This window comes from Nonomuraea solani, assembly GCF_900108335.1.
Classification (GTDB): Bacteria; Actinomycetota; Actinomycetes; order Streptosporangiales; family Streptosporangiaceae; genus Nonomuraea; species Nonomuraea solani.
This window is the reverse complement of record NZ_FNVT01000015.1, coordinates 1-13,197: the sequence shown is the minus strand read 5'-3', so window position 1 is coordinate 13,197 and position 13,197 is coordinate 1. Positions and strand designations below refer to the sequence as shown.

General features: G+C 70.5%; 12 protein-coding genes. 7 read left to right on the top strand and 5 right to left on the bottom strand.

Going from position 1 to position 13,197, the window contains the following annotated elements; translation table 11 throughout:
- Position 1: 1 nt before the first annotated feature.
- Complete coding sequence (locus C4V41_RS39920) at positions 2-1,381, bottom strand: FG-GAP and VCBS repeat-containing protein (RefSeq protein WP_103961216.1); 1,380 nt, start codon at positions 1,379-1,381, stop codon at positions 2-4.
- Positions 1,382-1,512: 131 nt separating this feature from the next.
- Between C4V41_RS39920 and C4V41_RS39915 the strand changes: the two genes are divergently transcribed.
- Positions 1,513-2,742: a cytochrome P450 gene (locus tag C4V41_RS39915; RefSeq protein ID WP_103961215.1), complete on the top strand. Its 1,230-nt coding sequence runs from the start codon at positions 1,513-1,515 to the stop codon at positions 2,740-2,742.
- A gap of 33 nt (positions 2,743-2,775) precedes the next feature.
- Here C4V41_RS39915 and C4V41_RS39910 read toward each other — a convergent pair whose 3' ends face one another.
- From C4V41_RS39910 to C4V41_RS39900, 3 genes are all read right to left on the bottom strand, one after another.
- Positions 2,776-4,182, bottom strand: coding sequence for an MFS transporter (locus C4V41_RS39910; RefSeq protein WP_103961214.1), 1,407 nt, complete (start codon positions 4,180-4,182; stop codon positions 2,776-2,778).
- A gap of 32 nt (positions 4,183-4,214) precedes the next feature.
- Positions 4,215-4,829, bottom strand: coding sequence for a TetR/AcrR family transcriptional regulator (locus tag C4V41_RS39905; protein WP_103961213.1), 615 nt, complete (start codon positions 4,827-4,829; stop codon positions 4,215-4,217).
- A 90-nt stretch (positions 4,830-4,919) separates the two neighbouring features.
- Positions 4,920-5,564 carry a biliverdin-producing heme oxygenase gene (locus C4V41_RS39900; protein ID WP_103961212.1) on the bottom strand — a complete coding sequence of 215 codons (645 nt, stop codon included), beginning with the start codon at positions 5,562-5,564 and terminating at the stop codon, positions 4,920-4,922.
- A gap of 216 nt (positions 5,565-5,780) precedes the next feature.
- Here C4V41_RS39900 and C4V41_RS39895 point away from each other — a divergent pair, with 216 nt between their 5' ends.
- From C4V41_RS39895 to C4V41_RS39870, 6 genes are read left to right on the top strand one after another with little or no spacing between them, the layout of a single operon-like run.
- Positions 5,781-6,617, top strand: a complete 837-nt coding sequence (locus C4V41_RS39895; protein WP_103961211.1) for an STAS domain-containing protein — start codon at positions 5,781-5,783, stop codon at positions 6,615-6,617.
- Positions 6,617-6,982: an STAS domain-containing protein gene (locus tag C4V41_RS39890; RefSeq protein WP_103961210.1), complete on the top strand. Its 366-nt coding sequence runs from the start codon at positions 6,617-6,619 to the stop codon at positions 6,980-6,982. Before C4V41_RS39895 ends, C4V41_RS39890 begins: the two co-directional genes overlap by 1 nt.
- Complete coding sequence (locus C4V41_RS39885; RefSeq protein WP_103961209.1) at positions 6,979-7,380, top strand: anti-sigma regulatory factor; 402 nt, start codon at positions 6,979-6,981, stop codon at positions 7,378-7,380. The genes C4V41_RS39890 and C4V41_RS39885 overlap by 4 nt, the downstream gene beginning before the upstream one ends.
- A gap of 11 nt (positions 7,381-7,391) precedes the next feature.
- The gene (locus C4V41_RS39880; RefSeq protein ID WP_103961414.1) at positions 7,392-8,381 is read left to right on the top strand and encodes an ATP-binding SpoIIE family protein phosphatase; all 990 of its coding nucleotides are present in this window, start codon (positions 7,392-7,394) and stop codon (positions 8,379-8,381) included.
- Positions 8,368-10,026 carry an ATP-binding response regulator gene (locus C4V41_RS39875; RefSeq protein ID WP_103961208.1) on the top strand — a complete coding sequence of 553 codons (1,659 nt, stop codon included), beginning with the start codon at positions 8,368-8,370 and terminating at the stop codon, positions 10,024-10,026. Before C4V41_RS39880 ends, C4V41_RS39875 begins: the two co-directional genes overlap by 14 nt.
- Positions 10,019-11,587, top strand: coding sequence for a fused response regulator/phosphatase (locus C4V41_RS39870; RefSeq protein ID WP_103961207.1), 1,569 nt, complete (start codon positions 10,019-10,021; stop codon positions 11,585-11,587). The genes C4V41_RS39875 and C4V41_RS39870 overlap by 8 nt, the downstream gene beginning before the upstream one ends.
- 147 nt (positions 11,588-11,734) lie before the next feature.
- Here C4V41_RS39870 and C4V41_RS39865 read toward each other — a convergent pair whose 3' ends face one another.
- Positions 11,735-13,096 (bottom strand): phenylacetate--CoA ligase family protein, encoded by a 1,362-nt coding sequence (locus C4V41_RS39865; RefSeq protein WP_103961206.1) that lies wholly within the window; start codon positions 13,094-13,096, stop codon positions 11,735-11,737.
- Between the last annotated feature and the right edge of the window lie 101 nt (positions 13,097-13,197).

Sequence of the window (13,197 nt, the reverse complement as noted above, 5' to 3'; positions counted from 1 at the left end):
ATCAGCCGAAGGCATACCCGTACAGTCCCGGCCCCGTACCGACCTGCCGCACCTTACCCAGCCGCAGCCCCGGCGCACGCTTGCCCGGCACGTACATCACCAGCCCCTGATCGGGAGCCGCCACCACCAGCCCGTACACCGGCCGCCGCTTCGACAGCGCCCGATAGCGCTCGCCCCAGCCCGGCAGCACCGCCACCGAGGCCCCGAAGTCGCGCCCCTTGCCCTTGATCAGCAGGTTGCCCACCCGGGTCAGCCCGCCCGACGCCCGCCCGGCCAGCACCTGGACGGCCTTCTCGCCCGGCACGCCGATGGCCAGCTCGTCCTTGCCGTCCCCGTTGAAGTCGCCCGCCGCCAGCGACGCCCCGAACCGGTCGTAGTAGCGGGGCTTGCCCTCCAGCGAGTTCTGCGACCACGCCTCGGTCCTGTCGGTACGCAGGCCGCCGCGCGAGCCGTACAGCACGTCCACGGTCCCGTCGCCGTAGTCCATGGCCCGCTGGTTCGCGCTGATCCCCTCGCCCGGCACCCCGATGGCCAGGTCGGACCGGCCGTCGCCGTTGAAGTCGCCGGTGGCGAGCGCGGCGCCGAAGTTGTCCCACTTCTCCGAGGCGCCCTTGATGCCCGGCGTGCTCTGCGTGAGCAGCCGCGCCCGCCTGCCGCGCACGTCCACCACGGTCGCCGAGCCCTGCCCGTCCACCTTCACGCTGTCCGCGGGCGCGCCGACGACCAGCTCGTCCCGCCCGTCCCCGTCGAAGTCGCCGGTCGCCAGCGCCGCGCCCCACTGGTCGGTGACGCTAGCCGCCTGCCGCACCCAGGGCGTCTTCTGCGTGATCTGGTACGGCTTGCGGCCCTTCATCCAGTACACCGTCACCGCCCCGCCCGACCGATGGCTCGGCGCGCCGACGACGAGCTCGTCCTTGCCGTCCCCGTCGAGGTCCCCGGCCGCCAGGGAGGCCCCGAACCGGTCGCTGCCCGCCTTGGCCGGCGCCAGCTCCTTCCCGGCGACGAGCCCGTCGGGGGAGCCCTGGTAGAGCTGCACCACGCCGTTGCCGTCGCCGCCGGGCACCCGCTCCCCGGTGAACTCCTCCGACACCCCGACGGCCAGGTCGGCGCACTTGTCGCCGTTGAAGTCGCCGACGGCCAGCGCCGATCCGAACGAGTCGCCGGGCTCCGCGCCCGGCTGGGTGAGCTTGGCCTTCTTGCCCGATCCGTACATGACGGTGACGGAACCGGCCCTGGAGGCGTCGTAGGGGGCGGCCACGGCGAGGTCGGGGCGGCCGTCGGCGTCGAAGTCGAGCGGGTGGCCGCCGCACGACCGCGTGGCGGCGGGGGCCGTACCGGAAGCGAGAGGAAGAACCAGGCAGGCGGCGAGCAGCGCATTCATACCGGAATTCATGTCCGTTCACGCCGAACCGGGCCTGAACGGGATGAGAACGCCCCAGGAGAGCGGGATGCACATCGGCCGTCACCGTTCCGAGGGCCTGCCGAGGCGCGGGAACGTGCCAGGATGGTCGGGTGGACATCGACCTCGCGGATCTGGATTTCTGGCGTAAACCGCTCAAAGAGCGAAACGAGGCGTTCGCCCGGCTCCGACAGCTTGAGCATCCGGTGTTCTTCCCTGAGAAGAAGGTGCCGCTGCTCCGCTCGGGCAAGGGCTTCTACGCCCTCGTGCGACACGCGGACGTGGTCGAGGCCAGCCGCAACGCCAAGATCTTCTCCAGCGAGCCCGCCGTCACCAACCCGGAGCCGCCGGGCTGGGTGAAGCAGGTGTTCGGTGAGTCGATGGTCAACATGGACGACCCGCGCCACGCCCGCCTGCGCCGCATCGTCACCCGCTCGTTCAGCCCGAAGATGCTGTCGGGGCTGCAGAGCGACATCGAGGCCGCGTGCGCCCGCATCGTGGACGACGTGGTCAAGGACGGCCCGCGCGACTTCGTCGCCCAGGTGGCCGCCCGGCTGCCCATCCACGTCATCTGCGACATGCTGGACATCCCGCAGGAGCTGCGGGCCAAGGTCCACCAGCACGTCGACGTCTCCACCGCCTACACCGGCGTACGCCCCAGCCTGGCCCGCAGCGTCCAGCTCGCCGGCCAGAACATGCTGGCCCTGCTCGCCCTGCAGCGCATGGTCATCAAGCTCGGCCACGAGCGCGTCGCCGACCCCAAGGGCGACCTCGTCTCGCTGCTGGTCAACGCCAACCCCGACGGCGAGAAGCTCACCGACAAGGAGCTCGGCTCGTTCTTCGCGCTGCTGCTGGTCGCGGGCAACGAGACGGCCCGCAACACGATGGCCCACGGCATCAAGCTGCTCACCGACAACCCGGCGCAGCGCGAGCTGCTGACGAGCGACTTCGACGCGCACATCAACGGGGCCATCGAGGAGATGGTCCGCCACGTGTCGCCGATCATGCAGTTCCGGCGCACGGTCACCGAGGACTACTCGCTGCGCGGGCTGGAGCTGAAGCAGGGCGACAAGGTCGTGCTCTTCTACGGCTCCGCGAACCGGGACGAGACGGTCTTCCCGCACGCCGACACGTTCGACATCACCCGCGACGCCAAGCCGCACGTCGGCTTCGGCGGCCCGGGGCCGCACTTCTGCCTGGGCGCCAACCTGGCCAGGCAGGAGATGCGCACGATGTTCCGCGAGCTGCTGACCCGGCTGCCCGAGATCCGCTCGGTCGGCGAGCCGGAGCTGCTCCTGTCCAACTTCGACAACAGCGTCCGCGCCCAGCCCTTCGCGTTCTGAGAGTCGGCGTTCTGAGAGTCGGCGTTCTGAGAGTCAGTCGTCCACGGCCAGGACGTTGCTCCTGATCGTCAGGAACGTGATCAGCGCCGAGACCACCATCATCCCCGCGCTGATCAGCATCGCCTGCCGGAACCCGGCGTCGAACACCGCCGGGTTCTCGAACGCGTCGCCCACCAGCCCGACCAGCGGCGGCACGGCGGCCACGGCCAGCAGGCTGCCGGTGCGGGCGACCGCGTTGTTGACGCCGCTGGCCGTGCCCGCGTACCTCTCCTCGGCCGTGGCCAGCACGGTGGCCGTCAGCGGCGCGACCGCCGCCGACAGCCCGATCCCGAAGACGGTCACCGCCGGGAGGACCTGGAGCACGTACGAGGATCCGAAGCCGATCGTGCTCATCCAGACGAACCCGGCCCCGGCCACCAGGATCCCGAACGTCATCGGCCAGCGCGGCCCGTAACGCTTCGCGATCTCGCCGGCCCGGCCGGACAGCAGCATCATCAGGATCGTCACCGGCAGCATCGACAGCCCGGCGACGATCGGGGTGAACCGGGACACCACCTGGAGCTGCACCACGAGCAGGAAGAACACCACGCCCATGGCCGCGTACATGATCAGCGTCACCACGTTCACCGCCGTGAACACGTGATTGCGGAACATCCCCACCGGCACGAGCGCGTCCGGCGACCGGCGGATCTGCGTCCACACGAACGCCACCCCCAGCACCAGCCCCGCGACCAGCGGCAGCGGCGCGCCCCGCTCGATCAGCCCGTAGGTGATCCCGGCCAGCGCCAGGGCCGCCAGCACCGACCCGAGCACGTCGAAACGGCCCGCCGCCTCATCGTTCCTGCTCTCGGGCACGTGCCGCACCGTGACGAACACGATGAGCACCGCGAACGGCAGGTTGAGCAGGAACGCCCACCGCCAGCCGGCCGTCTGTACCAGCCACCCGCCCAGGAGCGGCCCGATGGCGCTGGCCACCCCGCCGAGCCCCGACCAGATGCCGACGGCGCGCGGCCGGTCGTGGCGGACGAACGACGCCTGGATGATCGCCAGCGAGCCCGGCGTGAGCAGCGCCCCGCCGATGCCCTGCAGGGCGCGGGCCGCGATGAGCGTCTCGATGTTCTGCGCCGCGCCGCACAGGGCGGAGGCGATGGCGAACCAGACGACGCCGATGAGGAAGATCTTGCGCCGGCCGTACCGGTCACCGAGCGAGCCGCCCAGCAGGATCAGCCCGGCGAGGGTGAGGGTGTAGGCGTTGATCGTCCACTGGAGCCCGGCCATGTCCGCCTTGAGCTCCCTGCCGAGAAACGGCAGCGCCACGTTCACCACAGTGCTGTCGAGCAGCGCCAGCCCGGACCCGAGCACGGTCGCCGCCAGAATCCACCGGCCGCGCGCCGATTTGAGCTCGACGTGGCCGTGCGTCTCCTCCGGGCGAGTCGTCATGGGCCAATCCTGTCACCGGCGTCGGCCCGAGATCACTCTGGGGGCGCGTCCGGCCCGCTCCCCAGCGCCCGCAGCACGAACTCCGACACCAGCTCCCCGGCCGCCTCGACCGTCACGTCCCCGCTGATCAGTGGCAACCGCTCGGCCCCCAGGACGGCCAGGATCATCCGCGCGGTGGCCGCCACGTCGAGCACCCGGAAGTCTCCGGCCGCGATTCCGCTCTCCAGGATGTCGATGAGCACCCGCTGCATGGGCGCGACATGCTCGGCCAGCCGCTGATAGGCATCGGGCCCCAGCGCCGCACTCAGATCGGCCGCGCCGGGATGCGGATGGGCGAGCAGCCCGTCGAGCTGCAGCCTGATGAACCCCCGCAGCCGCTCGGCGGGCGAGGCCCCGGCGGGCAGCTCCCGCTCGTAGCTGTCGATGAAGTATTGGGTGACCCGCTCGGTGAACGCGAGCAGCAGGGCGGCCTTGTCGGGAAAGTAGTTGTACAGGACCGTCCGGGTGATGCCGGCCTCCCCGGCCACGTCGGTCAGGGAGATGGCGTCGATGCCCTGCACCCGCGACAGGCGCGAGACGGCCTGCAGGATCCGGTCGCGCGTCTGGGCGCGGTGCTCGCCGATGGTGGCGGCCGAAATGCGGGGCATACGCCCATGGTAGGCGCACACCGCCTGCCCGCACCTGAACGAGGGCGACACATCACCCCTCCGCGCGACCCTTGCGCCCCGTAGACCGGGTCAGGCGGCGGCCTTCACCACGTGCATCAGCTCGGTCAGGACCTCGGTGTTGAGCTGGTAGGCCAGTTTGACCTCGCGGATCATCCGCTGCCGCTCCCGCTCGTCCAGGTCCAGCTCGTCGAGCCGCGACCGGTATTCGGTCTTGAACCGTGGCAGGCTGCCCAGCTCGTCGAAGATGTAGAAGTCCACGCCCCCGCCCTTGGCGTAGCCGTAGATCTTCTGCAGCTCCATCCGGATGAACTGCCCGCCCGACAGGTCGCCCAGGTAGCGGGTGTAGTGGTGGGCGATGTAGCCGGCGGGCCAGTCGGCCACCTGGTGGATGCGGGCCACGAGGGTGCGGGTGGCCTTCGACGGCTGGATGCGGTCGCGCCAGCCCGCCCCGTACACGGTGAAGAGGTCGCGTTCCAGCGCCCGCTCCCGGTAGAGCTCGGGGAACACGAAGCGCCCGGCCACCGGGTGGTCGGCCAGGTCGCGCGAGGCGCCGTCGAGGGCCACGTACGCGAAATAGTGCTGGGCGACCATCTCGCCGTATTCGTGCTCGGTCAACCGCCCGCTCATGAGCTCCGAGAGGTAGTTTTCCGACTCGGCCGACTCGTGGTCGCCCCAGGTGGCGTTCTTCAGGATTTCGGAGAACGGCGTGGTCACGGCCCACCTCTGGTTGCGCTGACGTTTCCTGACACAGTGTCACAAACGTCTGCGGCCGGCGTCAAGCTGATGACGACACGGTGTCATCAAAAGCCCTGTTCCCTCTCATCTACCCAGAAACCGGGAAGTCAAGGGGTGGCGAATTGGGAGTCCCTGATGTCCGAAAAATCGCACTAACATACGAGCACATGCCAGCCGCCGTCTCTGGAGTGATCCTTGTCCGTTCATGCCGATGTAGCCAGGCGACGCGTAGAAGAACTGCTGCGCGACAACGAAGAGCAGCTCATCCGTCGCTGGACTCAGATCGCCAAGGCGCCGTCGGAGGAGCTCAACGAGCTCTACCGCGCGCTCATCGCCGCCATCGACGAAGGCAAGAACGACTTCGCCGACGTCCGCGGCCTGCTGGCCGAGCTGTCCCGCTCGCGGGCGCGGGCCGGTTTCACTCCCTCTGAGACCGCCAGGGCGGTGTTCGGGCTGAAGGAGGCGCTCTACGAGTTCGTCGAGGCCGACTCGGAGGCCGAGTCGATGCGCGGCTTCATCTGGTTCTCCAGGCTGATCGACGACCTGGGACTGTTCACGTTCGAGTCGTACGCCACCGCCCGCGAGAAGGTCATCCTCGACCAGGCCGAGCAGCTCCTCGAACTGTCCACCCCGGTGGTCAAGCTGTGGGAGGGCATCGTGGCCGTGCCACTGGTCGGCACGCTCGACTCCGCCAGGACCCAGGTCGTCATGGAGAAGCTGCTGCAGACGCTGGTGGACACCGGCGCCGAGCACGCCGTCATCGACATCACCGGCGTCCCGGCCGTCGACACCCAGGTCGCCCAGCACCTGCTGAAGACCGTCGTCGCCGCCCGGCTGATGGGCGCGGAGTGCGTCATCTCCGGCATCCGCCCGCAGATCGCGCACACCATCGTCACCCTCGGCATCGAGTTCGGTGACATCGTGACCAAGGCGTCGCTGGCCGACGCGCTCGCCCACGCCTTCAAGCGCGGGGGCGTCCAGGTGTCCGGTGCGCAGGGCGGGCGCATCGCCATTCGAGCGGAGAACGTGTAGTGCAGCGAGTCCCCATCCTCAAGCTCGGCGACGTCCTCATCGTCTCCATCCAGATCGATCTGGAGGACCAGGGCGTGCTCGCCCTGCAGGAGGACCTGGCCGACGCCGTCGTCGACCACGGCGCCAAAGGGGTGATCATCGACATCACCGCGGTGGAGATCGTCGACTCGTTCATCGGCCGGATGCTGGCCACGATCGCCGGAGTGTGCGACATGCTCGACGCGCAGACCGTGGTGGTCGGCATGCGGCCGGCCGTGGCGATCACCCTCGTGGAGCTCGGGCTCTCGCTCGGCGGCGTCCGTACGGCGCTCAACCTGGAGAAAGGGGTTGCGCTCCTGGACCACATCAGGAGCGCGACCCCGTGAGCGCCGAGCGGGAGATCGGCATCGCGAGCAGCGCCGACGTCGTCGCGGTGCGCCAGGCGGTGCGGAGCGTCGCCATCGAGGTGGGCCTGTCCCTGGTCGACCAGACCAAGATCGTCACCGCCGCCAGCGAGCTGGCCCGTAACGCCTTGGTCTACGCCGGCGGGGGAGACGTGCGTATCCTGGTCGTCGAGAACGGGCCCAGGCGCGGCCTCAAACTGGTCTTCAGCGACGAAGGGCCCGGCATTCCCGACCTCGAGCAGGCTCTCACCGACGGCTGGACCACGGGCACCGGCATGGGTCTCGGCCTCGGTGGCTCGCGGCGGCTGGTCGACGAGTTCGACCTGCTGTCCGCGCCGGGAAAGGGCACGACCGTGACGGTGACGAAGTGGGCCAGGTGACGAGCCGGCTGATGGGAGAGTGGGTCCGCGCCGAAGATCCCAGTGCCGTCGGCGCGGTGCGCAGGCAGGCCGTCGAGCTCGCCGAAGAGGCCGGGTTCGACGCCGTCCTGATCGGGCAGACGGCCGTGGCCGTCAGCGAGGCGGTGTCCAACCTCGTCAAGCACGCCGTCCAGGGAGCCGTCATGGTGCGCTTCCACCCCGAGGCTCCCGCCACGGTGGAGCTCATCGCCGTGGACCGGGGGCCGGGCATGGCCGACATCGCCCGCGCCCTGCGCGACGGCTACTCCACCTCCGGCACGCTCGGCATCGGCATGGGGGCCATCGCCCGCATCGCCACCGGCTATGACGTGCACTCCGTGCCCGGCAAGGGCACCGTGCTGGCCGTGCACTTCACCGCCGGCGCCACCGCCCGCCCGCCGCAGCGGGCCAGCGGCCTGACCCGGCCCATCGGCGAGGAGATGGTGTGCGGCGACGGCTTCGCCATCGCCGAAACGGGCTCCGCCACGACCGTCCTGGTCTGCGACGGGCTCGGCCACGGTCTCATCGCGGCGCAGGCCACGCAGGCGGCCGTCAAGCTGTTCATGGAGATCTCCGAACGGGAGCCGGTGGAGATCGTGGACCGCCTGCACACCGGGATGAACGGCACCCGTGGGGGAGCGGTCGCCGTCGCCCGCGTCGAACGGGACACCGTGCTGTTCGCCGGGCTCGGCAACGTCTCCGGCTGGGTCGCGCACGCGCAGGGACGCCAGGGCATGGTGTCGGTGCCGGGCATCGCCGGATACCAGAAGGGGCGGCTGCGCCAGTTCTCCTACGAGGTGCCCGGTTACGCCACCGTGGTCCTGCACACCGACGGGCTGACCGACCGCTGGGACCCGGTGGCCCTGCCCGGCCTGTTCGCCCGTACCCCGGCGGTGGTGGCCGCGGGGCTGCTGCGCGAGGCGGGCAGCAGGCGGGACGACGCGTGCGTGGTGACGGTGAGGCCGCGTCATGGCGACCATTGAGCTGATCCGGGTCAGGATCGCCACCGACCAGGACGTCTTCGTGCTGCGCCGCCTCGGCCGCGCCGCCGCCGAGCTGACCGGGCTGGAGTCGCAGGACCAGATCCGGGTGGCGACGGCGCTCAGCGAGGTCGGCAGAGAGGTCTTCGGGCCGGGTGCGAGCGCGGTGCTCGAACTCGGCGAGCACGAGCTGCTGATCACCCTGGAGCACACGCGGCCCACCGGCCTCGCCGACTCCGAGGGCCTCACGCTGGCCGCCCGGCTGGTCGACGGCGTCACGCTGGACGGCGGGCGCGTCACGCTCGCCAAGCGGCTGCGGCCGCACCCGCGGCCCGCCCCGGTCGAGGAGATCCGCGACAAACTGGCCCGCCTCGCGCCGGTCTCCGCCCTCGAGGAGCTGAGGGAGCAGAACAGAGAGCTGGCCGAGACCCTGGAGGACGTCCTGCGGCTCAACGCCGAGCTGCAGGAGACCAACACCGGCGTGCTGGCGATGTACAACCAGCTCTCCGACGAGCTCGAGGAGACCAACAGGGGCGTGGTCGCCCTGTACGCCGAGCTGGACGAGAAGTCCAGCCTGCTCCGCGAGGCCGGCGACGCCAGGAACCGCTTCTGGGCCACGGTCAGCCACGAGCTGCGCACCCCGCTCAACTCCGTGATCGGCCTGGTCAGGCTGCTGACCGGCCCCGGCGGCGAACCGCTGACCGAGGAGCAGGCGCACCAGGTGCGGCTCATCGGCACCTCGACCGAGACCCTGCTCGAACTCGTCAGCGAGCTGCTCGACATGGCCAAGGCCGAGTCGGGCCGCCTGGACCCGCAGCCGTCCGAGGTGGACCTGGCGCGGATGGCTGGCCAGCTCCACGTGACGATGCGCCCGACCAGCGAGCGCGCCGGGGTCGAGCTGCGCCACGAGGTGGCGCCGGAGATCGCCGAGCTGTACGTCGACGAGGGCATGCTGCTCAGGATCCTGCGCAACCTGCTGTCCAACGCGCTGAAGTTCACCCAGAGCGGCGAGGTGACCCTGCGGGCCCACCCGGACGACACGAAGGACGAGGTCGTCATCACGGTCACCGACACCGGCATCGGCATCGCGCCGGAGCACCTGCCCCGCGTGTTCGAGGACTTCTTCCAGGTCCCCGGCACCCTCCAGGTCCGCTACCGGGGGACCGGCCTGGGCCTGCCGTACGCGCGCAGGCTCGCCGAGGCGCTCGGGGGTACGCTCGAACTGGACAGCCGGCCGGGCGAGGGCACCACGGCCACGCTGCGGCTGCCGCACTACAGCGGCCCGCCCGAGCTGGGCCGGGTGCTCATCGCCGACGACGACGAGGCGTTCCGCGCCTCGGCCCGCCGCATGCTGCACGGCTTCGCCACCCGGGTTGACGAGGCCGCCGACGGCGCCGTGGCACTCGACCTGATGGCGGTCAGCCCGCCCGACGTGATCCTGGTCGACATGCTCATGCCACGGGTGGACGGCAACGTGCTGCTCCAGCGCATGGCCGAGGACGAGCGGCTGAGCCGGATCCCCGTGGTCGTGGTCACGATCGCGCCGCAGCGCGCCCCCGACAGCAGGCCGGTCCTGTCCAAGCACGGGCTGCGCAGGGAGCAGTTACTCCAGGCCATTCGCAGCGCGAGAGGGGTACGGGATGACTGAGCCGGGAATCGTCCTGGTGGTCGACGACACGCCGACCAAGCGGTACATCCTGTCGAGCTGGCTGCGCCGCGCCGGCCACGAGGTGATCGAGGCCGGGGGTGGCGAGGAGGCGCTGCAGACGCTCACCGCGCACCACGTGGACCTGATCGTCCTGGACGTACGGCTGCCCGACATCCCCGGCTACGAGGTCTGCGAGCGGATCAAGGCCGACCCGGCGACCTCCGCGATCCCCGTCATCCAGGTGTCGGCCAACGCCATCTCGGTGCGCGAGCGCGCGGAGGGGCTGGAGCGCGGGGCGGACGCGTACCTCGCCGAGCCCATCGAGCCCGCCGAGTTCGCCGCGACCGTGGAGGCCATGCTCCGCTACTACCGGGCGCGGTGGCGGGCCGAGCTCATGGCCGAGCGCCTGGCCGGGCTGGCCGACGTGACGCTGCGGATGAACGAGGCCGAGTCGTTCGACGCGCTGCTGTCGGTCGCGGTCGAGGGCTCGGCCAAGGTGCTGGGCCGCTTCTGCGGCACCCTGGCGCTGCTGCCCGACGGGCGCACGCGCCGCTTCCGGGCCCGTCCCGGCGAGGTGGCCACCGCCCACAACGCCGCCCCCGGCCTGCTCGACCGGCTCGGCCGGCTGGTGGAGCGGGAGGCCGCGCGTACCCACGTGTTCACCCTGGACGCCGAAGACTGGCGCGGGCTCCTACCGGATGTGCAGATCGAGGGCAGCAGCACGGGCGTGCTGTGCCGTACCAAGAACGCCAGAGCGCCCATCTACCTGGGGGTGGAGGCGCGGCCGGCGCTCGACGCCGACGAGGTGAACCTGCTGCGCCAGCTCGGCCAGCAACTGGCCCTGGCGGTCGACGCGCTGCGCGCCTACACCGAGGAGCACGCGATCGCGCTGACCCTGCAGCGCAGCCTGCTGCCCACCCGCATCCCCGAGGTGCCCGGCCTGCGGGTGGCGCTGCGCTACCAGCCGGCCGTGGACAACATCGAGGTGGGCGGCGACTTCTACGAGGTGCTGCCGATCGGCGACCGGGTGCTGGTGGCGATCGGCGACGTGGAGGGCCACTCGCTGCACGCCGCGACCGTGATGGCGGAGCTGCGCCACGCCATGCGGGCCTCCTTCATCATGCAGATGGATCTCAGCGCCTCCCTCGACCTGCTCAACCGGATGATGCGGCGCTACCACCCGCGCATGACCGCCACGCTGTGCCTGATGCTCATCGACCCGGCCACGGGCGAGGTCGAGGTGGGCAACGCCGGCCACATCCCGCCCCTGTTCGCCGGGCCCGGCTCCGCCTACCACTCCCTGGGCAACCTGCTGCTCGGCGCGCTGCCGGAGGACTACCAGGTCGACCGGCTGAAGCTGCCGCCGGGCGGCACGATGCTGCTGTTCACCGACGGGCTCGTGGAGGATCGCCACATTTCGCTCGACGACCGCCTGGAGCACGCCCGGCGGCTCGCGGAGACCGTCGAGGACGACCTGGAGGAGTTCGCCGAGCGGATGCTGGGGGCGTTCGGGGCGCGCGAGGACGACGTCGCCCTGGTGGTCGTACGCCGGGAGGGCTGACCCGGAACGCCCGCTCGGCGAAGCGCCCGCGGCGTGGGGAAACGACGGCGCTCCGCGACCGCTGACAGCGGCTCCATCATGTAGCTGGTCTCGTCCGCTCTTCACAGACCCCGCCGGGGTACGGCGCAGAACAGCCGTGATGCGGACCTACCGGGTGTAACGATGCTTGGCACCCGGCGGGAAATACTCGGGATCGCCCGACTCCCGCAACCGGACGAACGGCGTCTGCTGCGCGACCGGCACATAGTTGGCGAACTCACTGTTCAGCCGGAGCAGTTGGGCCAGGATCGACGCGCCCACCGCCTGGGCGATTCCCTCGGTGGGCTTCTCACCGGGCATCAGCTCCACGGTCACGGTCAGGTGCCGGTCGTGGTCGGCGTCCTCGGTCACCTCCATGACGAACTTGCCCGTCACCGAGCCACTGACCTCCGGCTGCTCCAGCCCGATGGCGATGTTCTCCGGGTAGACGTTCGCGCCGTAGTAGGACACCGTGAAGTGGGCGCGCCCGAAGACGTACACGAACGGCCGCCGCGGCCCCTGCTCACCCGGCTCGAACCCATGCCGCCGGACAAAGCCCAGCAGATCCTCGTACGGCACCAGGCCACCCTCATCGGCGATGTGGTAGCGAACGAGCGGAATCCCGTTGTCACCCGAGAAGAGCAGCGTGCCCTGATGCTCCTCAAAGAACCGCACCCCGGGGTCGTACTGCAGCAAGCTGGGCAACCTGGACTCACCGAACACCTCCCTGGCCACCTCGGGCCGCCCCGCCAGAAACCGGCGGATCTCAACCGACAGCGGCGTCTCATTGGCCAGCACACCGGCGTCGGCCGTGCCGTACAGGGACGCGATCCCACGCAGCGGATCCCTGATTCCGGCCCGCTCGGAGACCAGCGCTCGCCACTCCTCACTGAACACCTCACCCGCCGTGACCAGCTTGACGTCCCACTCCCGCCACGGCAGGTCCTCGGTATCGATGAGGTTCTTCAAGAACGGCGGATATCCCAGCAGAACCACCTGATCGAAGTGCGGGGCCAGCTCGGGAAGGACCCGCAGAATCTCCCGCCGGTCACTCCCCGGAGCCACCACGGTGATCGGATACCCCCGCTCGGCCAGGTGCCTGCAGCAACTGACGGTGAACAGGCCGCCCACCCAGGTGCCCAGGGCGAAACAGACGACGGCCAGCGTACGCCGCTCGCGGGCGCCGAAGGAGTCCCGGAAGACCTCCTCGAACCGCTCGGCGATCACTCGCTCGTCGCTCACGGACCGCGGCCAGAACCCCGGCACCCCCGTCGAGCCGGACGACACGGCGATCATGTCCCCGATCCTCCCGTCCCGGCACAGGTCGGGCAGCGGGTGCCGCCGGGTGTAGCTCTCCTTGCTGGTCATGGGCAGCCGGGCGAAATCCTCCAACGTCACGACATCTGCGACCTCAACACCCTGCTCGACCAGAAACCTGCGGTAGGCGGGAACGGTCGCCGCCACCTGACGAAAGAGCTCAACCGGGTCCATCCGCCGAATCTACGACCCCAACCCCAGAACCGAAACCACCCACCCGCCAACAGGGCCGCCCGGCCACAGGAGCCACCTCGGCCCCCGAACCACCCACCCCC